The 23,750-nt window shown below is 69.1% G+C and carries 17 protein-coding genes and 1 tRNA gene; 8 read left to right on the forward strand and 10 right to left on the reverse strand.

Going from position 1 to position 23,750, the window contains the following annotated elements; all coding sequences use genetic code 11:
• Positions 1 to 1,351, reverse strand: a 1,351-nt coding sequence (locus tag AB0F70_RS26590; RefSeq protein WP_357456032.1) for a helix-turn-helix domain-containing protein, incomplete at its 3' end; no start/stop codon positions are given.
• A gap of 280 nt (positions 1,352 to 1,631) precedes the next feature.
• Here AB0F70_RS26590 and aceA point away from each other — a divergent pair.
• The 5 genes from aceA (at position 1,632) to AB0F70_RS26615 (ending at position 10,403) form a co-directional block, all read left to right on the forward strand.
• Positions 1,632 to 2,981: an isocitrate lyase gene (gene aceA / locus AB0F70_RS26595; protein WP_357456035.1), complete on the forward strand. Its 1,350-nt coding sequence runs from the start codon at positions 1,632 to 1,634 to the stop codon at positions 2,979 to 2,981.
• Positions 2,981 to 4,846: a malate synthase A gene (gene aceB, locus AB0F70_RS26600; protein ID WP_357456038.1), complete on the forward strand. Its 1,866-nt coding sequence runs from the start codon at positions 2,981 to 2,983 to the stop codon at positions 4,844 to 4,846. Before aceA ends, aceB begins: the two co-directional genes overlap by 1 nt.
• Positions 4,847 to 5,049: 203 nt before the next feature.
• Positions 5,050 to 6,702, forward strand: coding sequence for a PHP domain-containing protein (locus tag AB0F70_RS26605; protein WP_357456041.1), 1,653 nt, complete (start codon positions 5,050 to 5,052; stop codon positions 6,700 to 6,702).
• A gap of 140 nt (positions 6,703 to 6,842) precedes the next feature.
• Positions 6,843 to 9,548 carry a S8 family serine peptidase gene (locus tag AB0F70_RS26610; protein ID WP_357456044.1) on the forward strand — a complete coding sequence of 902 codons (2,706 nt, stop codon included), beginning with the start codon at positions 6,843 to 6,845 and terminating at the stop codon, positions 9,546 to 9,548.
• Between the two features lie 135 nt (positions 9,549 to 9,683).
• Entirely contained in the window at positions 9,684 to 10,403 is a 720-nt protein-coding gene (locus tag AB0F70_RS26615) for a prefoldin domain-containing protein (RefSeq protein ID WP_357456048.1), read from the forward strand.
• A 55-nt stretch (positions 10,404 to 10,458) separates the two neighbouring features.
• Here AB0F70_RS26615 and lysA read toward each other — a convergent pair whose 3' ends face one another.
• The 5 genes from lysA to AB0F70_RS26640 all read right to left on the reverse strand — a co-directional run bounded on the left by lysA (position 10,459) and on the right by AB0F70_RS26640 (position 17,514).
• On the reverse strand, positions 10,459 to 11,832 hold the full coding sequence (gene lysA / locus AB0F70_RS26620) for a diaminopimelate decarboxylase (protein WP_357456081.1): 1,374 nt from the start codon (positions 11,830 to 11,832) through the stop codon (positions 10,459 to 10,461).
• A 14-nt stretch (positions 11,833 to 11,846) separates the two neighbouring features.
• The gene (gene argS / locus AB0F70_RS26625; RefSeq protein ID WP_357456051.1) at positions 11,847 to 13,508 is read right to left on the reverse strand and encodes an arginine--tRNA ligase; all 1,662 of its coding nucleotides are present in this window, start codon (positions 13,506 to 13,508) and stop codon (positions 11,847 to 11,849) included.
• A gap of 123 nt (positions 13,509 to 13,631) precedes the next feature.
• Complete coding sequence (locus AB0F70_RS26630) at positions 13,632 to 15,185, reverse strand: hypothetical protein (protein ID WP_357456054.1); 1,554 nt, start codon at positions 15,183 to 15,185, stop codon at positions 13,632 to 13,634.
• Positions 15,186 to 15,295: 110 nt separating this feature from the next.
• Entirely contained in the window at positions 15,296 to 16,921 is a 1,626-nt protein-coding gene (locus AB0F70_RS26635) for a hypothetical protein (protein ID WP_357456057.1), read from the reverse strand.
• Complete coding sequence (locus AB0F70_RS26640) at positions 16,921 to 17,514, reverse strand: SigE family RNA polymerase sigma factor (RefSeq protein ID WP_357456060.1); 594 nt, start codon at positions 17,512 to 17,514, stop codon at positions 16,921 to 16,923. The genes AB0F70_RS26635 and AB0F70_RS26640 overlap by 1 nt, the downstream gene beginning before the upstream one ends.
• A 204-nt stretch (positions 17,515 to 17,718) precedes the next feature.
• On the opposite strand from AB0F70_RS26640, the gene AB0F70_RS26645 reads away from it, so the two are divergent.
• The 3 genes from AB0F70_RS26645 to AB0F70_RS26655 all read left to right on the forward strand — a co-directional run bounded on the left by AB0F70_RS26645 (position 17,719) and on the right by AB0F70_RS26655 (position 20,323).
• Positions 17,719 to 17,791: transfer RNA gene (locus tag AB0F70_RS26645), tRNA-Arg, on the forward strand.
• A 327-nt stretch (positions 17,792 to 18,118) separates the two neighbouring features.
• Positions 18,119 to 18,778: a hypothetical protein gene (locus AB0F70_RS26650; RefSeq protein ID WP_357456063.1), complete on the forward strand. Its 660-nt coding sequence runs from the start codon at positions 18,119 to 18,121 to the stop codon at positions 18,776 to 18,778.
• Positions 18,779 to 19,402: 624 nt separating this feature from the next.
• A complete protein-coding gene (locus tag AB0F70_RS26655) occupies positions 19,403 to 20,323 on the forward strand; it encodes a hypothetical protein (protein WP_357456066.1) in 921 nt (306 codons plus the stop codon).
• Positions 20,324 to 20,705: 382 nt separating this feature from the next.
• Here AB0F70_RS26655 and AB0F70_RS26660 read toward each other — a convergent pair whose 3' ends face one another.
• The 4 genes from AB0F70_RS26660 to AB0F70_RS26675 all read right to left on the reverse strand — a co-directional run.
• Complete coding sequence (locus AB0F70_RS26660) at positions 20,706 to 21,002, reverse strand: hypothetical protein (RefSeq protein ID WP_357456068.1); 297 nt, start codon at positions 21,000 to 21,002, stop codon at positions 20,706 to 20,708.
• Positions 21,003 to 21,388: 386 nt separating this feature from the next.
• On the reverse strand, positions 21,389 to 22,018 hold the full coding sequence (locus tag AB0F70_RS26665; RefSeq protein ID WP_357456071.1) for a GNAT family N-acetyltransferase: 630 nt from the start codon (positions 22,016 to 22,018) through the stop codon (positions 21,389 to 21,391).
• On the reverse strand, positions 22,015 to 22,866 hold the full coding sequence (locus tag AB0F70_RS26670) for an HAD family hydrolase (RefSeq protein ID WP_357456075.1): 852 nt from the start codon (positions 22,864 to 22,866) through the stop codon (positions 22,015 to 22,017). Before AB0F70_RS26670 ends, AB0F70_RS26665 begins: the two co-directional genes overlap by 4 nt.
• 83 nt (positions 22,867 to 22,949) lie before the next feature.
• Positions 22,950 to 23,750, reverse strand: an 801-nt coding sequence (locus tag AB0F70_RS26675) for a helix-turn-helix transcriptional regulator (RefSeq protein WP_357456078.1), incomplete at its 5' end; no start/stop codon positions are given.

The following is a 23,750-nucleotide window of genomic DNA, read 5'->3' on the forward strand; positions in this document are numbered from 1 at the left end:
CCCACTTCGTGGAGAGCTCCTCAGGCGGACGCCGGCAGCACGACTCGTCGGGGCAGCGCGAGGCAGTGCGGACCGTCGTCTCGCGGCCCTCGAACCACTTGACGTCCGCGAACGGCACGCCGACCGACACCGAGAACGCGCCGTCCGACGTGTTCTCGACGCGCGAGGTGCACCAGTAGGTGCCGGACGTCGTATCCGTGTACTGCGCGTACGGGTTGAACCGGTCCTCGACGTCGAACACGCGCCGCGCCGTCCACTGCTTGCACACGTGCTGGCCCTCGACGGCGCCCAGTGCGTCCGAGGGGAACCGCACGCCGTCGTTCTCGTACGCCTTGTGCAGGATCCCGGACTCGTGGACCTTCATGAAGTGCACGGGGATGCCGAGGTGCCTGGTCGCGAGGTTGGTGAACCGGTGCGCCGCGGTCTCGAACGACACCCCGAAGGCGTCGCGCAGGTCCTCGATGGCGATCGCGCGCTCGTCCTTCGCGTCACGGAGGAACTTCACGCCCGGCTTCTCCGGCACCATGAGAGCCGCCGCCAGGTAGTTCGCCTCGACGCGCTGGCGGAGGAACTCGCCGTAGTCGCCGGGTTCGGTGTGGTCCAGCACGTGCGACGCGAGCGCCTGCAGCAGCGCCGACCGGGTGTTGGATCGCCCGCGGAAACCCTTGGACGGCAGGTAGAGGCGCCGGTTCCGGGTGTCGATCACCGAACGTGTCGAGTGCGGCAGGTCGCTCACGTAGTGCAGCGTGAAGCCGAGGTGCGCGGCGATCTCGGCCGCCATGCGCTGCGGCAGCGGGCCCGACGTGTGGCCGACGTCGGCGAGCAGCTCCTTCGCGACCTGCTCCAGCTCGGGCAGGTAGTTGTCCTTGGCGCGCATGTCGTCGCGCAGCTCACCGTTGGCCCGGCGGGCCTCCTCCGGCGTGGCCGCACGCTCGGTGTGGAGCCGCTCGAGCTCGCGGTGCAGCGCCAGGATGGTCGTGAGCGCGTCGTGGGGCAGCGACTTGCCGATGCGCACGCCCTCGATGCCGAGCGACGCGAACAGCGGGCCGCGCTGCACCCGCTCCAGCTCGATCTCCAGCCCGTCCCGCTCCGACGGCGCCTCGGCCGAGAGCAGGTCGTCCACGCCGACGCCGAGCGCCCGGGCGATGGTCTGCAGCTGCGAGAACTTGGGCTCCCGCTTGCCGTTCTCCAGCGTGCTGACCTGGGACGGCGCCCGGTCGATCGCCGACGCGAGGTCGTCGAGCGTCATGCCCTTGCTGGTCCGCAGGTGCCGGATGCGCCGTCCGATGGTGAGGGCGTCCGGCTCCGCCTCGGCCGGACCGGCCGCCGGCGTCGCAGCCTGGCTGGGCACTCGGCCGAGGGCCTGACCGGGCACCCGGACGCGCGACTGGCCCGCCGCCCGTCCTACGCCGATCTGCGTAGGAAGCGAAGAAGTGACGTTTCGCGCGGTTCTGCGATTGCCGGGGGTAACTGCCATGACTGAGGGTGACATACAGACATGCTTCCGTTCAACAGAAGAACTGGGCTTCTTCTACGCGGATCTGCTTGAGAAGTGGGTTGCGCAGGGCACAAGGTCGTAACACGTCACCCGGCAGGCGAGGTGACGACGTTCCACGAGAAGGAGACCCGCCATGAGCGCACCCACCATCGATTCCCCGTCAGAGGCGACTGTGTCCGCGACGACCGCGTCGACTCCAGTGCGCACCGGCGACCAGGTGCAGACCGCTGCGGAGCTGCAGCAGTCCTGGGAGTCCGACCCTCGCTGGGCCGACATCGAGCGCACCTACACTCCCGAGGACGTCGTCGCGCTGCGCGGCTCGGTCGGCGAGGAGAACACCCTCGCCCGCCGCGGCGCCGAGCGTCTGTGGCGTCAGCTGCACGAGGAGGACTACATCAACGCCCTCGGGGCGCTGACCGGAAACCAGGCAGTGCAGCAGGTCAAGGCCGGCCTGCAGGCCATCTACCTGTCCGGCTGGCAGGTCGCGGGTGACGCGAACCTCTCGGGTCAGACCTACCCCGACCAGTCGCTGTACCCGGCCAACTCGGTGCCCGCGGTGGTCCGTCGCATCAACAACGCGCTCCTGCGCGCCGACCAGATCGACGTCTCGGAGAACGGCACGCCGACCCGTGACTGGCTCGCCCCGATCATCGCCGACGCCGAGGCCGGCTTCGGTGGCCCGCTGAACGCGTACGAGCTGATGAAGTCAATGATCACCTCTGGCGCGGCCGGCGTGCACTGGGAGGACCAGCTCGCCTCGGAGAAGAAGTGCGGCCACCTGGGTGGCAAGGTGCTCGTCCCGACGCAGCAGCACGTGCGGACGCTGAACGCGGCCCGCCTCGCGGCCGACGTCGCCGATGTGCCGTCCATCGTGATCGCCCGGACCGACGCCGAGGCGGCGACCCTGATCACGTCCGACGTCGACGAGCGCGACCTGCCGTTCATCACCGGCGAGCGCACCGCCGAGGGCTTCTACAAGGTGACCAACGGCATCGAGCCGTGCATCGCCCGCGCCAAGGCCTACGCGCCGTACTCCGACCTGATCTGGATGGAGACCGGCACGCCCGACCTCGAGCTCGCCCGCAAGTTCGCCGAGGCGGTGAAGGCCGACTTCCCCGACCAGATGCTGAGCTACAACTGCTCGCCGTCGTTCAACTGGAAGAAGCACCTGGACGACGACACGATCGCGAAGTTCCAGCGCGAGCTGGGCGCGATGGGCTTCAAGTTCCAGTTCATCACCCTGGCCGGCTTCCACGCCCTGAACTACTCGATGTTCGACCTGGCCCACGGTTACGCCCGTGAGCAGATGACCGCGTACGTCGAGCTGCAGGAGAAGGAGTTCGCCGCCGAGTCGCGTGGCTACACCGCCACCAAGCACCAGCGCGAGGTCGGCACCGGCTACTTCGACCGCGTGGCGACGGCGCTGAACCCCAACTCGTCCACCACGGCTCTGGCCGGTTCTACCGAGGCGGCGCAGTTCTGATGACCGCGACCATCGACACGCGCCCGCAGGGCGCCAACCCGTTCGACCCGGACGCCGGTCTCGCCGGGATCGGCACCCCGCCCGCCGCACGTGCGGGCTCCACTCCGACGTCGGCCGCACGCCCGGCCACCGCGCGCCCGTCATCCTCGCCGGCACCCAGGAGCTCCGCACCGAGCTCGCTGCCGAACGGCGGGGTGGGGGCCTCGCGAACCGGCTCGCGCCGGGGCGTCATCACCGTCACCGGTTCGGTCGGCCCGCGCTACGGCGAGATCCTGAGCGCTGACGCGCTCCAGTTCCTCGCTCTGCTCCACGACCGGTTCGACGCCGCCCGCGACGAGCTGATCGCGCAGCGCCAGCTGCGCCGTCAGGACATCGCGGACGGCGCGGACCCCGACTTCCGTGCCTCGACGCGTCCGGTGCGCGACGACCCGCACTGGCGGGTCGCCGGCTCGCGGAAGGCGCCCGGCCTGGAGGACCGCCGGGTCGAGATCACGGGTCCCACCGACCCGAAGATGACCATCAACGCGCTCAACTCCGGTGCCCGGTGCTGGCTGGCCGACGCCGAGGACGCGTCCAGCCCGACGTGGCCCAACGTGGTGGAGGGGCAGCTCGCGCTGCACGACGCCATCCGCGGCTCGCTGAGCTTCACCAACGAGGCCGGCAAGGAGTACACGCTCCGGTCGGCCGACATCGTCGACCTCCCGACCATCGTGTTCCGGCCGCGTGGCTGGCACCTCGACGAGGCCCACCTGCGCTACACGGACGCGAACGGCATCACGAGCAGCGCCCTGGGCAGCCTCGTGGACTTCGGGCTCTACTTCTTCCACAACGCCGCCGAGCTGATCGCTCGCGGCCGGGGTCCGTACTTCTACCTGCCCAAGCTGGAGGGGTACAAGGAGGCGCGGCTGTGGAACGAGGTGTTCGAGGTCGCGCAGGACGCGCTGGGCATCCCCCGCGGCACGATCCGCGCCACGGTGCTCATCGAGACGCTGCCCGCGGCGTTCGAGATGGAGGAGATCCTCTACGAGCTCCGTGACCACTGCGCGGGGCTCAACGCGGGGCGCTGGGACTACCTGTTCTCGATCATCAAGTGCTTCCGCACGCGCGGCGACTCGTACGTGCTGCCGGACCGCGCGCAGGTCACCATGACCGCACCGTTCATGCGCGCCTACACCGAGCTGCTCGTCGCCACGTGCCACAAGCGCGGGGCGCACGCCATCGGCGGGATGAGCGCGTTCATCCCGGACCGCCGCAACCCGGAGGTGACCCGGAAGGCGTTCCAGCAGGTCGCGGCGGACAAGAAGCGCGAGGCCGGTGACGGCTTCGACGGCACGTGGGTGGCCCACCCCGACCTGATCCCCGTGGCCGAGGCCGAGTTCGACGCCGTCCTCGGGGACGCGCCGAACCAGGTCTCGCGGCAGCGGCCGGACGTCACCGTGGGGCAGCACGAGCTCCTCGACATCGCCTCCGCGCGGCGTGCCGGGGCGACCGTGACCTCCGCCGGGGTGCGGTCGAACGTCTCGGTGGCCGTCCGCTACATCGACGCCTGGCTGCGCGGTACCGGAGCCGCGGCGCTCGACAACCTGATGGAGGACGCCGCCACCGCCGAGATCTCCCGGTCCCAGGTGTGGCAGTGGATCGCCTCGGGCACGGTGACCCACGACGACCAGCTCCCGATCACTCGGGAACGGGTCGAGACGATCCTGCTGGACGTCGTCGCTTCGCTCCCGCACGAGCGCGGCAACCGGCTCGACGACGCGGCGGCGATCTTCCGCCAGGTCGCCCTGCAGGACGACTTCCCGGCGTTCCTGACGAACCCCGCCTACCAGGGACATCTGGTGGACTCGCCGGCCGACCAGGTCTGAGGTGGTCCCCTTTGAGGTCTAGGTTTCTCCCCTCTGAACCGTTTCAGAGGGGAGAAACCTAGACCTCGAAGGGGAGGGATCCGTGTCAGCGGGAGGCAGGGACTCGACGTCCGGCCGACAGGCGGCCGACGCGTCGCGTTCACCCGCGGGCCTTCGGGCGGCGCAACCCTGTGGCGTTACCAGGAGCTGCCGCAGGAGGAACCATGCCCCACCCGTTCCGTGCCACTGATCTGCCCGCGTGGGCCGATCCGTCGGTCCGGGCCTCGTCCCTGGACCCGCAAGGAGCCTCCCGCCGCACGTTCCTGCGGCTCGGCATGGCCGGCGGGCTCGCGCTCGCCACCGGCGCGCACGCCGGAACCGCCGTCGCAGCGGACCGGCACGGGGATCCTCGGCTCGCCTGGCTCGTCGGCGACCACCACGTGCACTCCCGGTACAGCCACGACGCCAAGTACGACTTCGACCAGCTCGCCAGGAAGGGCGCGGAGCTCGGCCTGGACTGGATGGTCTTCACGGAGCACAGCAACCTCGGGCACCGCGACAAGGGAGCCGCCGCCCAGCACGAGGAGATCATGGCCGCGCGGGCCCGCAACCCGCGCCAGCTGATCTTCCAGGGCCTGGAGTGGTACATCCCGGCTGCCGAGCACGGCACCGTGTTCACCGCACCCGGCCGGCACGAGGTCGAGCTGCTGCGCGAGTTCGAGCGCCGGTGGGACGGCAAGCTCAACGGCTGGGCCGCGGACCTGCCCGAGAACGAGCAGCGCGCGGTGGACGCGCTGCGGTGGCTCGCCGCCCAGAAGGCGAACGGCTACGTCGACGACGTCCTCGTGCTGGCCAACCACCCGTCCCGGCTCGGCATCGACTCCCCGCACGAGATCCGGGCGTGGCGCGACGCCGCCCGCGGGATCTGCATCGGCTTGGAGGGCGCGCCCGGCGCCCAGGGCGACGCGGACCCGGCCTGGGTCGCGTACCGCGGCAGCACGCGGGCCCAGCGCGGCGAGTACAGCAACGCGCCGCGCCCGGACTCCTACCCCGGCTACCCGGTCGAGGCGTACCGCACCTTCGGCGGCTTCGACTGGATGACGGCGACCGTCGGCGGGCTGTGGGACGCGATGCTGGCGGAGGGCACCCTGTTCTCGATCACCTCCAACTCCGACAACCACCGCACCATCTGGGACACCTGGCGCGACGGCGACATGCCTCCCGGCGAGAGCTTCGACTCGCTGGGCTGGAAGCCGTCCCCCGTGGACGCCGGGACACCCCAGCCCGGCAGCGACTTCTGGCCCGGCGAGTTCAGCCGCACCCATGTGGGCGTGACCCGGCACGGCTACCTCGACGTCATGGACGGCATGCGCCGCGGCCGGGTCTGGGTGGATCACGGACACCTCGTCGACGGGCTCGACGTCCGCCTGGTGGGAGCACGGGGCCGCAGCAGCACCCTGGGCGGACGGCTCACCGTCGAGCGCGGGACCTCGGTGGAGCTCATGGTCAAGGTGCGCAGCGCACACCGCCCCAACCCGCACGGGGTGCTCCCCCGGCTCGCCCACCTGGACGTGATCCGGGGCGCCGTGACCGGACCGTCGACGGACCGCGACAGCTGGCGGGCACCCGACACGCGCGTGGTCGAGCAGATCGACACGAGCGGCCGGTCCGGCACCTATCACCTGCGCATCCCGCTCGGCCGCATCACGCAGTCCTGCTACGTCCGGCTGCGCGGCAGCGACGGGAACCGCCACGGTGCCGGATACCTCGGCGCGTCGGTCGACCCCGACGGCCCGCTGCCGCACGAGGACAACAACGGCGACCCGTGGGCGGACACCTGGCTCTACACCAACCCGATCCACATCGACGTGCGGTAACACCACACCGGAAAATCACCCGGCTTGCTCTCCGCGTCTTCCCCGCGCGGAAGTGCTCCTCTAAAGTCACCCGAGTCACGCTTTCTTCACATAAGGGCCACCGGAGTAGTAATCGGCGGCCACCCGAACGGGGAGCACGAATGAATCGCAGCAGGTACCTCGGAGCGCTCGCCGCGCTCGCGCTGGCAGCCGGGGGTGTTACCGCACAGGGCCTCGCCGCCCAGGGTGCGACGGTCGGGGGCGCGGGCGCCATCGACCCGATAGCGCCGGTCCACGAGATCCCGGCTTCCGTCGACACCACCCTGGTCAACGAGACCAAGGGCTCATGGTTCGTCGAGCTGGAGAGCGAGCCGGCGTCAGCGGGCACCGACAGCAAGACCCTCACGGCCGAGCGCCAGGAGTTCCGCGCGGCCGCGAAGGACGCCGACGTCGACTACTCCGTCCGGCGCACGTTCCACACCCTGTTCAACGGCTACTCCATCGACATGGACTCGGCCCAGCTCGGGCGCCTGCAGCGCACCGAGGGCGTCAAGGCGATCTACCCCATGACGCAGATCGAGATCCCGGAGACCGTCCCCGGCAACGAGCCGGACATGGCGACGGCGCTCGGCATGACGGGTGCGGACATCGCGCAGAACGAGCTCGGCCTGACCGGCGAGGGCGTGAAGGTCGCCGTCATGGACACGGGCGTCGACATCGACCACCCGGACCTGGGCGGCCCCGGCTTCCCGAACAGCCGCGTGGTGGCCGGCTACGACCTGGTCGGCGACGACTACAACGCCGGCTCCAGCGACGCCGACCGGCGGGTCCCGCACCCCGACGCTGTCCCGGACGACTGCCAGGGCCACGGCACCCACGTGGCGGGCATCGTCGGCGCGAACGCCGAGGGCCGGGCCGACGGGATCACTGGTGTGGCGCCCGGCGTGTCCTTCGGGGCCTACCGCGTGTTCGGCTGCGAGGGTTCCACCGACGCCGACATCATGATCGCGGCCATGGAGCGCGCACTGGCTGACGACATGGACGTCCTGAACATGTCGATCGGCTCCTCCTACTCCTGGCCGTCGTACCCGACGGCTACCGCGAGCAACCTGCTCGTCGACCGCGGCATGGTCGTCGTCGCCTCGATCGGTAACTCGGGCGCGTCGGGCCTGTACTCGGCGGGTGCGCCCGGCCTGGGCGAGAAGGTCATCGGCGTCGCGTCGTTCGACAACACGCACGTGACCGCACGCTCCGTCGTCGCGAACCCGTCGGGCACTGCAGTGCCCTACCTGGGGCTCGGCGACGTCGCCGACCCGCCCACCGAGGGCACCACGGACCCGCTGGTCGACGCCGGGACCGTCTGCCCCAGCGTCGGCATACCGCTGGAGGCCGACGTCGCGGGCAAGACCGCTCTCATCGCACGCGGTTCGTGCGCCTTCGAGGAGAAGTACGCGACGGCGCACGCCGCGGGTGCCACGGCAGTAGTGATCTACAACTCGAGCCCCGGCCTGTTCTCCGGCGGTGGCGTCGTGGACCGCGACATCCCGGGTATCGGCATCCCGCAGGCCGAGGGCAAGGCCCTCGTCGCCGAGCTCGCCGCCGGCACCGAGGTGACGCTCACCTGGTCCGCCGGCGAGGTGTCCACGCCCAGCCCGACCGGCGGCCTGATCAGCTCGTTCAGCTCGTACGGCCTGTCTCCCGACCTGGCCCTCAAGCCCGACATCGGCGCCCCCGGCGGCAACATCAACTCGACCCTGCCGCTGGAGCAGGGCGGCCACGGCGTCAACTCCGGCACGTCGATGGCGTCGCCGCACGTCGCAGGCGCCGTCGCCCTGCTGCTGGAGGCGCAGCCGCGCCTGCGCGCCTCGCAGGTCCGGAGCATGCTGCAGAACAGTGCCGACCCGGCCGCGTGGTCCGGGGCCCCGGCTGCCGGCTACCTCGACAACGCGCACCGGCAGGGTGCGGGCATGCTCGACATCCCCGGAGTCGTCCAGGCCGGCGCCAGCGTGCGGCCCGCGAAGCTCTCGCTCGGCGAGAGCACGAAGACCGGAACCATCACCAAGTCGGTGACAGTCCGCAACACGACCCGCAAGACGGTCACCTACACCGTGTCGCACGCCCCGGCACTCGCGACGTACGGCAACACCTTCGCGCCGTCGTTCGCCGACTCTTACGCGGACGTGTCGTTCAGCCGCGAGTCGGTGACGCTGCGGGCGGGCGCCTCCGAGGTGGTCCGCGTGACGGTCACCGCGCCCGAGGCGACGGATGCCGACCAGCTCATCTACGGCGGGTACGTGGTGGTCACGGCCGGCGACGGCACCGAGTACTCCGTGCCGTACGCCGGGTACGCGGGCGACTACCAGGCGATCGACCCGATCACGCCGGTCATGTCCGGCGGCGAGGTGGTTGCTGACCTGCCGTCGGTCGGGAGCATCACGACGTGCACCGAGTTCATCAACCTCGACTGCATAGACCCGCAGGGCGACTACGAGCTGAAGCCTGAAGGCGCCGCGTACTCGCTCGGCACCGTGAACGGCCTGCCCGACATCCCGTACACGCTCGTCCACTTCCAGCACCAGGTGGAGAAGCTGCAGGTCACGGTGCGCGACGCCGAGACCGGCCGCCCGGTGGACCGCCGCGGCGCGTTCGCCGTCGACGTGACGGGCGTGGAGCGGAACGAGACGGCCGGCGGGCTCACCGCCTACGCGTGGGACGGCTCGTACACGACGCTCCGCGGGGTCACGAAGAACGTGCCCGACGGTGACTACGTGCTCTCCCTCAAGGCCCTGAAGGCCGACGGCGACACCTGGAACCCCAAGCACTGGGAGACCTGGACCTCGCCGACGATCACCATCGACCGGCCGTAGCGGTCAGGTGAGACCGAGGCCCTCGTTGCTCGCCCTGCGGCGGGCAACGAGGGCCTCGGCACGCACCGGGGTGATCTTTCTGCGATCTGTTGTTTTTCGTGCTTTTCGCCGGTTTTCAGCCAGTACCTTGCCCGCATGTCCGACGACGAGCGCGCGCGTCCCGCCGCTGAGCTGAATCCCACCCCCGAACCCGACCCGGCGCCCGCCGCGCCGGAGGGCGACCTGCCGGCCGGCGCCGAGCCCGCACCTGCGCCTGAGCCCCCACCTGTCTCTGCACCTGCGCCTGCGCCTGCACCGGCCTCTGAGCTGAAGCCGGAGCCCGCACCCACATCCGAACCCGCACCGCCGAAGGCGCCCAACAAGGCCGTGGCCTTCGTCAGGGCCAACGTCGCGGTGATCGTGCTCGCGGTGCTGCTCGTCGGCGCCGTCGTGTGGGGAGCGCTCGGTACGGTCTCGGCCGGCGACTGGGAGTCGCGCGCCACGTCGCTCTCGGCCGAGCTGACGAGCGCCGAGAAGAGCCTCGCCGACGCCGAGGCGACGATCGACGACCTGGAGACCGCCAAGTCGCGTGCCGAGAGCACCGCGACGGCCTGCATCGGCGCGATCGGCGACGCGGACGCGATGCTCGAGGTCTCCGCGAAGCTGGACGACAAGACAGTCACGTACATGGACGGGCTGAACGACTTCATGGCCGCCATCAACGCGCGCGACATCGCGGCGGTCGAGACGATCGGCGCGGAGATGGACAAGCTCACCGTGCAGATCGATGACCTGTCCAAGGAGATCGAGAAGCACATCGAGGCGTACGGCGACTCCGCCGAGGGCTGCCACGTCGACGACGCCCAGGACGTCTGACCCGAGCGCCTGAACGGTCCTCTCGGCTCCGGGCAGACGCCCGGAGCCGAGAGGGTCAGCCCTGGTCGAGGCCCAGCAGATCGTCCTCGGTCTCGCGGCGGACGAGCACCCGCGCTGCGCCGTCGGACACCGCGACGACCGGCGGGCGCGGCAGCATGTTGTAGTTCGACGCCATGGACCGCCCGTAGGCGCCGGTCGCGGCGACCGCGAGCAGGTCCCCGGCCCGCACGTCCGCGGGAAGCTGTACCTCGTGCACGACGATGTCACCCGACTCGCAGTGCTTGCCCACCACGCGCGCCAGCACCTTCTCCGCGGCGGACGACCGGCCGACGATCTCCGCGTGGTACGCCGCCCCGTACAGGGCCGGGCGGATGTTGTCGCTCATGCCGCCGTCGATGGACACGTAGGTGCGCGTGAAGTCGGCGCCGTCGTCGTCCGACACGGTGACCGGCTTGACCGTGCCGACCGTGTAGAGCGTGAGGCCCGCCGGGCCGACGATCGCCCTGCCGGGTTCGATCGAGAACCGGGGCAGGTCCGTGCCGAGCTCCTTGCACACCCCGGTCACCGACCGTGCGATGTCCTTCGCCACGCGCTCCGGGTCGAGCGCGACCTCACCCGGCAGGTAGGCGATGCCGTAGCCGCCGCCGAGGTCGATCTCGTCGACGAGCAGGCCGGACCGCTCCGCCAGCTCGGCCCGCAACCGCAGCACCACGCGTGCCGCGGCCTCGAAGCCGTCGGGGTCGAGGATCTGGGAGCCGATGTGCGAGTGGATGCCCAGCAGCTTCAGCTCGGGATGCTTCAGCACCGCGAGCAGCGCGGCCATCGCCGGGCTCGTCGCCCCGGACCCCGCGTTGACCGACAGCCCGAACTTCTGGTCCTCGTGCGCCGTCGCGATGTACTCGTGGCCACCTGCGTGCACACCGGTGGTCACCCGGACCATCACGGGTGCCACGACCCCGCGCTCGCGGGCGAGGCGAGCGACCCGCTCGATCTCGACCAGCGAGTCCACGATGATGCGGCCCACGCCGGCGTCGAGCGCCCGCAGGATCTCGGTGTCTGACTTGTTGTTGCCGTGCAGGCCGATCTCGGCGCCAGGGATCTCGGCCCGGAGCGCGATGGCCAGCTCGCCGCCGGACGCCGTGTCGACCCGCAGGCCCTCCTCGCGCGCCCAGCGCGCGACGGCCACGGTGAGCAGCGCCTTGCCCGCGTAGTACACGTCCACGCCCGTGCCGACGGCGCCGAACGCCGCCTCGAACGCGGTGCGGTACGCGCGGGCCCGCATGCGGAAGTCGGCCTCGTCCAGCACGTAGGCGGGCGTGCCGTGCTGAGCGGCGAGCTCGCGCACGTCGACTCCGCCGACGGCTACCGCGCCGTCCGGCAGGCGGCCGACGCCGCTCGACCAGGGCGGGCCGCTCACGTCAGAGCCCATCACGTACCCGCCCATCACATCCGCTCCGGAGCGCTCACGCCCAGCAGGTTCAGGCCGTTGGCAAGGACCGTGCGGACCGCGTCGTTCAGCCACAGGCGCGCACGGTGCGCGTCCGTGACCTCCTCGTCCTGGTACGGCGTGACGCGCAGCTTGTCATCGTCGTTGTACCAGGCGTGGAAGTCACCGGCGAGCGCCTCGAGGTACCGGGCCACGCGGTGCGGCTCGCGCAGCTCGCCGGCCTGGGCCACGATCCGCGGGAACTCGGTGAGGCGCCCGATCAGCGCCGTCTCCGAGGCGTGCGACAGCTGCGCCGGGTCGAACCCGTCGGCGCGGCGCACGCCGCGCTCGACGGCCTTGATCCCGATCTGGACCGTGCGGCTGTGCGCGTACTGCACGTAGAACACGGGGTTGTCGTTGGACTGCTTGATCATGTCCTCGCCCTGCAGCTCCAGCGGCGAGTCCGCGGGGTAGCGGGCCAGGGAGTAGCGGACGGCGTCCTTGCCGATCCAGTCGACGAGGTCACGCAGCTCGATGATGTTGCCGGCGCGCTTGGACAGCTTGGCGCCGCCGACATTGACGAGCTGCCCGATGAGCACCTCGATGTTGGTCTCCGGGTTGTCCCCCGCGCAGGCGGCGATGGCCTTGAGGCGGTTGACGTACCCGTGGTGGTCGGCGCCGAGCAGGTAGATCTTGCCCGGGAACCCGCGGTCCTTCTTCGACAGGTAGTACGCGGCGTCGGCGGCGAAGTACGTGGGCTCGCCGTTCGCCCGGATCATCACGCGGTCCTTGTCGTCCGTGAAGTCCGTGGTGCGCAGCCAGACCGCGCCCTCCTTGTCGAACACGTGCCCCTGCTCGCGCAGGCGGGCCACCGCCTTCTCGACAGCGCCCGAGTCGTGCAGCTCGCGCTCGGAGAACCAGACGTCGAAGTGCACGCCGAAGCCCTCCAGCACCTCGCGGATCTCCGCCAGCTGGTGCTTGTAGCCGGCCTCGCGGGCGACGGCGATCGCATCGGAGTGCGGCAGCTCCGGCAGGTCGGGGTGGTCAGCGAGCACCTTGGCGGCGAGCTCCTTGACGTACTCGCCGCGGTAGCCGCCCTCGGGCACCTCGGTGTCCGTCGCCCGTGCCAGGACGGACTCGCCGAAGCGGTCCATCTGCGCGCCGGCGTCGTTGATGTAGTACTCGGCGGCCACCTCGGCGCCGGCGGCGCGGAGGATGCGCCCCAGCGAGTCGCCGAGCGCGGCCCAGCGGGTGTGGCCGATGTGCAGCGGGCCGGTCGGGTTGGCGCTGATGTACTCCAGGTTGATCACCTGGCCGGTCAGGGCCTCGCCCCGGCCGTACGCCGCGCCCGCCTCGACGATGGTGCGCGCGAGCTCGCCCGCCGCCCCGGCGTCGAGCGTGATGTTGAGGAAGCCCGGACCGGCGACGCCCACGGACTTGATGCCGGGCGTCGCGCCGAGGCGGGCGGCCAGGTCCTCGGCCAGCGCGCGCGGCGTCGTACCCGCCTTCTTCGCGAGCTGCAGGGCCACGTTCGTGGCCCAGTCCCCGTGCTCTCGCTGCCTGGGTCGCTCCACGTGGACGGACGCCGGGACGGCGTCGGCGGGCAGGGCGAGCGTGCCGTCGGCGACGGCCGCGGCGAGGGCAGCACTGAGTGCTTCGGAGAGCTGGGTAGGTGTCACTCGACGATTCTACGGGCGAGCGCCGACACGACGCCCACGCTTTCCACAGGCCGGGAACGCGATGCCCGACGTCGGTGGCGCGCCCCGTGCTCGGAGCGCGCCACCGCCGTCGGACACGGGTTCTCAGTCCGTGGTGATCTCCAGGCTGCCGAGGATCTGCCAGAACCGTTCCTCGAACTCGGGGCCCGCCCCGCCGTCGTAGCCCACCGTCAGGTGGCTGCCGTCGGCCAGGCGGATCTCGGCGTGAGCGTTGAACGCATTGGCTTCGACTTCCCCGTACTCCGTGTAGTCGCCCATCCTGACGACCGCCTGGTCCGCGCCCGGGATGTCGAGGCGATACCCGCCGATGGGGATCTCGTCGAAGCCGGTGACCCCGGGCTCCACCAGCCATGCGTCCACGCTCTCGCCCGGCCCGGCGTCCGACGGGTCCGACGGGGCGTTGAGCATGACCCCGCCGTCCTGCCCGGCGCCCGGGTCGGCCCAGTCCGGCGGCACCCGCAGGCTGAAGCCGGAGCCCTCCGCCACCACCCAGTCCCCCGGGATCTCCGGTGCGTCGTCGATGAAGGGCTGGGCGTCCGCCAGGTCCTGGTAGGAGGGCAGATCGTCCGCCTCGGCGGTGAACTCCAGGTTCCCGGCGACCGTGTTCACCATGCGTTCGCCGTCCTCGCCCTCCGGGACCTGCATGTTGATCGAGTAGGTACGGCCCCCCGCCTTGCGCACCTCGAGCCAGGCGGTGAGCGTCCCGCCGTCCGGAGTCAGCTCGGCGCCTGCCCGGTCGGCCCCCGGCGGTGGCTCGAAGACGTACATGTAGCTGTGATCCTCGTCCGAGTCGAACGTGGACGAGAGAGTGGTCACCTTCAGCCGGAACTCCCCCGCCGCGTCGTTCATCGACACGGCCGGCCAGCGGGCGTCCCGGGCAGCGGAGGTGTCGTCTTCCACCCAGTCCTCCGGCACGGCGAACTTCAGGCCCTGGTGCTCCTGGGTCTCCCACCCGGACGGAAGCTCCTCCACGACGTCGAGAACGGGCTGTTCGTCCTCGGGCATCGCCAGCGTGCTCTCGTCGAAGGACGGGTCGACCTTTACGGTGCCGACGAGCTGCTCGAACGTCCCCTCGGGGTCCGGCACATCGGCCAGGATGATCATGAGCCGGATCGTCCTGCCGGACTCCAGCTCGACGTCCAGCGCGCCCTCGAGGTCGCCGAGGGCGTCTTCCTCGGTCGTCCATGCGTACTCGGCTGACGCCGCGCCTGGCACTTCCGTCTCGACCGGCTGGCCGTACGTCTCGGGAAACGGGCTCTCGTCCGAGAGCGGCCAGGGCTGGACGATCACCGCGGAGTAGTCGCCGAACTCGTCGTCCTGCTCCGGTTCGACAGCCCAGCCGACGGCCATCTCCTCGTAGGGCTCAAAATCCTGCGGGATCGCCAGCGTCAGTCCGGCTTCGGACACTTCGGTCCAGTCGGCCGGCACGTCTCCGGACGCCCCCCGACCGGCCGGCAGAAGCTGCCTTCCGCCGGCGACGAAGGCGCCGACGGCCACGAGGGCCAGGACGGCGAGAACCACCACGCCCCCGAGCACACCGCGGCGTGCGCGCTTCCGGCGGACCACCTGCGCTTCCAGCGCAGCGTCGTCGGTGTCCTTCAGGGGGCCGACCTGGCCCGCGGCATCTTCACTCGCCATCCCTACCACCTCGTTCGTCGATGACCGCGCACATGTCCGTGCGCGGACAGGGTCGGGCTCTTCATGGATTCACGGCACACAGACGCAGGCAGCCTCAAGAAGGTTGCCTGTCAGGACACGTTCAGATCGGCCGCGTCCAGCGACTCGAGGATCTGCCACCACCGTTCCTCGGTCGCTCCTGAGCCCTCGTACCGGACCTCGAACGACTTGCGCCCGTCAGCCGTCAGCCAGAAGGTGGCGTGCCCCAGGAAGGTCGGCTCGCCGGTCTCGGTGCTCGTCCCGACGGTCACGACCCCGCGCTCGGTGCCGGGCGGCTCGTACCGGTATCCGGTCTCATCGAGGTCGAAGGGCTGCTCGTACGCCTCCAGATCCCAGAGGGAGATCGACAGGTCCTCCCAGGAGTCCGCGGAGTCGCTGTTCCAGATTCCCCACGTCCCTTCGTCGCTCTCGAGCTCCTGCGGCAGGCTCATCTCGAGGCCCTCGAAGGTGACCTGTTCCCAGTCCGACGGCGCGTCCCGCAGCAGCGGGTCCGCGGGATCCAGGTCGTCGTAGGCAATGGCTCCGTCCTTCGACGCCGCGGTCAGGCCGAGGCTGCCGAGGAGCGCCGCGAGGTCGTCGTCGAGATCCCCGGCACCGGGGCGACCGAAGAAGTTCACCATGTAGCCCCTGCCGCCGGCGCGACGCACCTCGATATAGGCCTGGTACTCGCCGTCGAACCGCTCGATCCGGACCTGCGCCACGTCCGAGCCCGCCAGATCGAAGCGGTAGTAGTCCCCGGGTTCTTCGCCGAGCTCGGCGAACTCGGCGGCCATCTGGGCATTGTTGAGATACATCAAGTGGTCGGTCAGCTCCATCCGGAGCTCCACCTTGCCGTCCGGTCGCTTGAGGATCTGCGTCTCGCCAACGAGCTCCGCGCTCAGGCCGGTCCACCAGTCCCCGGGCACCGCGTACTCCAGACCGTGGAACTCTGCCTGCCGCCATGACGCAGGCACTTCGCCCGCCTCGAGAAGCGGCAGGTCCTCCTGCGGAATCATCGGCCATGCTTCCGGGCCTTCGTACTCCTCGTCGATCCGGACCGAGCCGACGAGCCGCTCGAACGTGGCCTGCGGCGTGGCATCGTCATGGAGCTTCATGGTGACCCTGACCACCGTCCCGTCGGTGAGCTCCACATCCAGCTCACCCACGAAGTCGTCCGCGTCCGCCGTGAGGTTCCCGGCCATCGGCTCGCCGGCGCCGTCCGCGACGTACCAGGAGTATTTCGCGGCCACCGCCCCGGGCACGTCGGCGTCGACCACCGGGTTGCCGACCTGCCTGCCCACGAGCGGCACACCGTCCACCGGGTCGACGGCGACCCACGACTCGGCCGACGGACGCGACTCCATATCCAGCTCGTCCGGGATCACCAGGTCAAGTCCCCACATCGGGTCCCCCGTGGGGCTGAACTCCTCGTAGCCGTCCGGCACCTCGAAGACCAGGCCGTCCGAGCGAGTCTCGCCCGAGTTCGAGAACCACGGCAGAAGCGCAGGAAGCGCCGGTCGCTCGACGAACCAGATCGTCCCAGCCGTGCCCAGGGCTACCAGCGCGAAGGCCACAGCGCCCCCGATCACACCTCGACGCGTGCGCTCATGACGGATCGCCAGTCGTGCCATCGCCTCACCATCGATCCCGTCCAGGGGCCCGACCTGACCCGCGGCGTCGTGGATCAGCTTCACCAGGGTGTCGCTCTGCTCCTTCATCACTTCGCCTCCTGCCGCGTGGTCGTGTCGTTCGTCGCCGTCGCTGATCGTGGGACTCCCTTGCCGAGGATCTGCCGCAGCCGGTCAAGGCCGCGCGACGCGCCCGACTTCACCGCACCCACGGAGATCCCCAGGTCCTCGGCGGTCTGCCTCTCGGTGCGGTCCAGCAGGTAGCGCAGGACGACGATGCGCCGCTGCCCCGCCGGAAGCTGACGCAGTGCCCGCACCAGCTCGTCGCGGTCGACGACGTGCTGCGTGCCGTCCGACGCGGAACCCGGGCGAAGGTCTGTCGGGGCCACCAGCACGTCGTGCTTGGTCCGCCGCCAGGAATCGATCCGGGCTGTGGCGATCACCCTGCGGGCGTAGGCGAACGGGTCGCCGTCGCCCACCCGGTTCCAGGCCCGGTACGTCCGCTCCAGTGCGAGCTGCACCAGGTCGGCGGCCCGATGCACGTCGCCACACAGCAGATAGGCGATGCGGGACAGCTCGGGTGACCGGTCTCTCGCGAAGCTCGTGAACCGCTCGGCCGGAGCGCCCGTGGTCACCACGATGACGTCGGGACCCTCCAGGACGACCGCGTCGTCACTCACCATGTCCACCACCTCGTTCGTCGTCGCCCGCGTACGTCAGTACGCCGGTGGGATCGGGCTCTTCGTCGATTCACGGGACACAGACGCAGGCGAGCGACGGAAGGTTGCCAGACGAGTGTCACAGCTATCGATGCACGCCTCACGTCGGTCACCTGGTAGTCTCGTTTCGGCCGATACGGTGAGCGTCAGCTCATGGATTTCGGCCACGCGCCTGTAGCTCAGTGGATAGAGCATCTGCCTCCGGAGCAGAAGGTCGGGGGTTCGAATCCCTTCAGGCGCACCGACAAAAACAGGCCGTGACCAGCGCAAACGCTGGTCACGGCCTGTTTCGTTTTTTGCCCACGCAGCCCTGTCGCAGCCACTGCTGGACTAACTGCTGGTGTATGGCTCTAGGTTGGCTACCCACGGCGGGTGCCGTGCGGTGTCGCTCGTGGACTTCCCGCTGGTTTCGCAGACTGCGCGCCAGTGCACCTCAAGTGCGCCCACCAGGCGTAGGCAAGCACATGGTGAGCCGAGGACGGCAAAATCCGGCCCTTGACGAGAACCACCCGGGTGAGATTGGCACCGGCGCCCGCGGGGTGTCGGCGGCGGCTTCTACGATCCGGTGATGATGTTCGAATACAACGTGCCGATCACCGTCGTGCGCGGCTCCGGCCCCGACGAGCAGCGGCTGTCCATGGACGCGATGGACTTCGGCGACTCCTACTCGCTTCCCGTCACCGCGGATATCCGAGAGGGCGACCAGGTCGAGCAGGTGATGCCCAGCGGCGTCACCCGGACCGTGCACATCACCCAGGTCAAGGTCTTCCAGATGCCCGGCGGCGACGACGACCTGGACAACACCCAGGCGTTCTACAGCTCCGCGCCCCCCGCAGCACCCTCGGTCGCCGGCGCGACGACGTGGAATGTCACGGCGACCAACATGCAGGTGGCCACCGGGCCGCACGCCCACCAAACGATGAACGTCGGGACGACCACGAAGCATCTGCAGGACCTCATCAAGGGCATCGCCGAACTGATGGTCATGAGCGGCGCCATCAAGGGCACCGACGCCGAGCTGGAGCGCGTTCGCGACGAGGCAGTCGCCCAAGTTGCCGCCAGCATGCCCGACGCAGGGGCGGTCCAGAGGTTCGCCGAGTGGGTCAGCGAGCGGGCCAAGGCTGGCGCAGGAACCGCCGTCAGCGCGCAGGCCAGTGCGGCGATCAACGCCGCTCTGTCCGCCCTGGTTCAGAACGCCCAGGCTCTGGCGCAGATCATTCCGAACTGATCCTCTCTCGGCAGGGTTTTCGAACGACGAGGGTGCATCGGTGGGGACGCCGGTCACATACCTGGACGCAGTCGTACCATCCCGGGCCCTTGCTCTGAGAAGGAGAAACGAGGTGAGGGACTCCGGGCCACGCCGTGGCGTCGCTGATGTAGCCCGTCGTCGTTGGCCGGGTTTTCACATTCAGGTGAAACCCGTAGTTCATCCTGCGTTGTGGCCATAAGGGACCGAGCGCCGGAGTCGGCTGCTTCTCGACAAGGCTCGGGCCTGCACGCAGCGGCGGCAGGTGGGTGAGGCCGTCGCCGCACTACACGAAGCGGAGGAGCTAGCGCCGGAGCAGATCCGGTCGCACCCTTTGGCGCGGCAGGCCCATCCGTGACCTCATGCAGATCAGCCGGCGCACGCCGGTCGACCTACAGGAGCTCGCTCAGCGCGCGACGGTTACGTAGAGCGCGCTTCACACCTGAACGGCGACGGCCCCACCATCTACGGGAAGGGCCGTCGCCGTTCGCACCGCTGACCCCCGCATCAGCTCGATATCACCCGGCACCCCTTAGGCCAGGACCTACCAAACAGACGAGCCTTCTGCGAAACTCATGCATCCCGGCAACGACCAGTCAGAGGAGCGTGAGAACAATTCCCAACGAAACCTCCGCAACAGTCATAGCGGCCGCGAATGATTTTCGAAGGTACTGCCTGGACACAGTCCGATTGCTGGATTTAACTGAAGACGGCGCACGCTCGATTATTGCGTTCCCAAGATTACTCGATGAAATCAACGAAGTCATAAATGATGATCCAACAGACGCGACGAGCGCAGACCCCGAACGCGAAGCTCGGATGTCTGAACGCCGAAAGTCAGCAGAAATGGCACAGGCTGAGATTGAGCGCGGCTTCCCGCTCCTTCACAGTCACGCGCTCATGGGCATTTGGGGTGCTCTTGAATCGGCTGTCGACGACGCCTGTCTTGCGCACGCCCTCGCAAATCCTGGCGTACTAGCGGAAGGGAAGCTCGCGAAGGTCAAGGTGAACGCCGTTGATTTCCTCGCCCTCGACGAGCCCCAACGCATCCAACTAATCCTCGCCGAGGGGAGGCGAATTAGCGCCTCTAGCCTGCGTGTTGGCGTGGCCCAATTCGAGTACGCACTAGAAGACGTGGGCCTCGACGGCGCCATCGATGAAAACATTCGAAACACACTTCGCATAGCCAAGGCGATGCGGAATGTGATTGCTCATCGGGCCGGGAAGATTGACCGTCGTTTTGTCGAAGACTGCCCCGATCTTGAGTTGAAACATGGCGACGCCCTCCGAATCTCTAAACCCCAGATCTACTCGGTAGTCATGGCCGCGATTATGTACTTGCTAACAATCGCAAATCGGTCCAGGAAACATGCAGGTGAGGAGGAGAAGCCGATCGACATCTTTCCCATCGACTCCAGAGTTGAGCTTGTGAAGCCCTTCCGGCCAGGCTGGTCACCAGACGACTGGTTCATGTCCCAGGTCACCACCAAGGACGGTGATGAGTCGGCCACATCATCGGCGGACTAGCAGCGCCGCCGACGACTGCCGTTCTACCAGTTGCACGCCCGACAGGCCCGTTCCGGTCACTGCTGCGACCGCTACTGCTGGGGTATCTGCTGGATTACCCCGGCAACCGATCCTGAACCACCCTGAACAGACCTGGACCATCCAGCGCCGACGCTAACCCGTTCAGGCAGGGATCGCGTCGAGCTAGCTTGGCTCCGGAGCAGAAGGTCGGGGGTTCGAATCCCTTCAGGCGCACCACCCGAGAGAGGGCCCCTCACCAGGCATAGCGCCGAGCGAGGGGCCCTTTCTCTGTCCTGGGACGGAGGCTGCTCCCTACCACAGGTGTCCCGCGTACTTGTCCATGGCGGCAGGGGCGCTCGTCAGCGCGCAGCAGGTCGGCGGCTCAGGTCTCCCGCGAGAACTCGGCTGCAAGAACGCCGGCCAGGTGCCGATAGTCCTCCATGAGTGGTCCCACGAGCTGTGGCTGCACTTCAAAGTGATCTCGTAGTCCCTTGGCAAGGTCCTCGGCCCTTGCGTCGAGATCGTCTGAACGCTTGGCACGACGTCGCTCGAATGATCGCCAGCGCCGGGCCGCGATGGCGATTACTTCGTTGACGGTCTCGTTGCGGACAACAGGTGAGCCGCTCCGGCACAGCTCAAGAAGAGCGGTCCGAGCGGCATCCTGAACGACCTGATCCACTCCTGCAGGATCGCACGGTCCAGCGCTCTACTCGATCACCCACCGCTTTCGACAGACAATCCCGCGCGTGGACGCGGCAAGCAACGCGCGTCGCGCGACCCCGGGCACACAACAGGCACTCCCCACCAAACTCCCCACCGGAGCATTGAATCGAGCCGCGCGAGACCGGGTTTTCCGGGGAACCGTGGCACGGCAACCGCTAGATCCTGCCAATCCGGACCGATCCAGAATGCTCCGGAGCAAAGATCAGGGGGTTCGAATCCCTTCAGGCGCACGTTGCCGCTCATCAGGTGTCTCACCGGATGAGGGGCGTTCTTGTTGCCCGGGACGGGCTGCCGTTCCCTGCCAATCTCCCCACCGCGGGTCAGTGACCCGGGTACTGGGGTTCACAAGACTCGGTTACCGACGGCGGTGCTGGCGCGGCGCATGGTCCAGAAGGGCGGAGCTCCCCGATAGAGCTCGTCGAGCGCTTCGATGACCTCGAACCCGTGCCGCTCGTAGAACCTGACGTTCTCGGGTGTGCTTGCCTGCACAGTGATCGGATATCCGCGGCGGTCGGCCTGTGCGAGGCCGTCGCGTAGGAGCGCGCTGCCGATGCCGGTGCCTTGGTGTTCGGGGTGCACCGCGAGGGTGGCGAGGAACCACTCCACGTCGTGCGGGATCGATCGGCCGATCGAGATGTACATGTTGGAGAGCCTCGGCCAGTCGTTACCGACGCTGCGCGCGAGCCTGCGCGTGGCACGGAACCTGCGGGCATTCGGCAGCTCGTACGAGTCCTCGTCCCAGACATTGCTCCAGAAGGCCAGCCCGACGATCCGGCCTTCATGTACGGCGAGCCGTGCGTCGTCGGACGGCGCAATCGTGCGCAGCTGCGCACGGAGCAGGATCGTGTGTGGGAGGTGTCGGCGCTCGGGGTCCGGAATCACGTGGCTCCAGATCGGGTCGTCGGCGAATGCGGCGGCCGCGACCGCGGCGGCCTCCTTGCTCTGCCGCGGCTTGAAGTTGATGATCCTCACGGCCCGGAGGCTATCGGGTCCTGGCTCCCTCGGGTGACGTCCTCGGCCGACCGGGCGAGGGCATTCAGGATCAGGGCGGCACCGTCATCCTCGATGCCCTTGGTCGCCGAGTTGGCCGAGAACCGGACCATGGCAGGGGCGTGACCCATGGCCACCCCGCGCTCGGCCCACGTCAGCATCGAGATGTCGTTCTCACTGTCGCCGATGGCGACCGTCCTGCTCTTCGGGATACCCAGCTCGCGGCGGATCGTCTCCAGTGCGGTCGCCTTACTCACCCCGCCGGGCGTCACATCCACCCAGTCCGGGCGGGTCCGCGTGGCCGTCATGCCACCCGCACGGATCGACGGCACCAGGTGCGACGCGTTCTCGCCGTAGATGGCCAGGCGCGGGGTCGCCTCCGCCCACAGGTCGTCGAGCCGGGTCACTTCGACCTGCTCGCCACCCAGCTCCTGTGGCGGGAAGGGCTTGGAGACGTGATACCCGACCCCGACGATCTCGGCCGCTATCGAGAGGTCAGGGCGGACAGCGGAAACGAGCTGCACGACAGCCTTGGCATCCACCGTGTGCATTCCGGTCACCTCACACCCGGCACGGGTCATCTTGGCGACAACACTGCCGTTCGAGGCGACGAGATAGCCTTCCCCGATCCCCAGGACGCGAGCGGCAGCCAGGGCGCCCGACAGAGAGCGGCCGGTGGCCAGGATGAGCTCATGCCCAGCGTCACTGGCGGCCCTGACCGCTGCGATCACGGCAGGCGTCGGGAGCCGGCCCGTGACGAGGAGTGTCCCGTCGATGTCGAGCGCCACAAGGGCGGCCTGGCGCTGGCTCATGTCACAGGTCGTCGTCATGTTCGCTCCAGGTTCGGCGGTTCGGGCAAGACCAGTATTACGTCTCAGACGTGATAGACGCAACCACGAAGAAGCAGTGGCCGTCACAGCGCGGCGTACTCCGCTCTGATTCGCTGCAGGTGGGGCCGGGCCTTCTCGCCCCACAGGACGTACGGCTCCAAGTGGTCCCACTCGCTCGTGACCTGCTGGACGTTCTCGGGGTCGGTCACCAGCGACGTGCCCGGAACGGTCGAGACCAGAGCTGCCGCGTCGTCATAGATCGTGAACTGATGCAGAGCGGTCGCGTTCACCGGTGACGTCCACGGGATGATGCCCTGCCGCAGGTGCGGCCGATCCAGCTCGACGATCAGCCGGTCCAGCTGCTCGACCATGACCTTCGGACCGCCCAGGTTCCAGCGCAGTGCACCTTCGGTGTGCACGGCGACGATCTCCCGCTTGTCGCTGCCGAGGATCAGCTGGCGACGCATCCTGGACTCGACGAACTTGTCCACGTTCTCGACAGGCGCCTCGTCACCCCACATTGCCCGGACATAGGCCGGCGTCTGCAGCAGGCCGATCACACCGGACGGGCAGAAATACCGGATCGAGGCGGCAGAACCTTCCTGCCGCCCGATGCGGTCCTGGAGCAACCAGCCACCGCGCTGCAACACCACCTTCGCCGACCATGCCTGAGCCTTCGCCTGTCGGGACTGCTCGACCAGCTCGGCGCGCACCTTGGCCGACGCGCCGTAGACCTGAGCAAGACGCTCGGCATCCTCGGGCGTCGGCGGAGTCTTGCCGCGCTCGATGTTGGAGAGCTTGGCCTGGCTGATGCCAGCGGCCTTGGCAGCGTTGACGCCGCTGATCCCGGCGCCAGCACGAAGGTCGCGCAGCGTCGCGGCTAG

The organism is Promicromonospora sp. NPDC023805 (assembly GCF_040639635.1).
Lineage (GTDB): Bacteria > Actinomycetota > Actinomycetes > Actinomycetales > Cellulomonadaceae > Promicromonospora.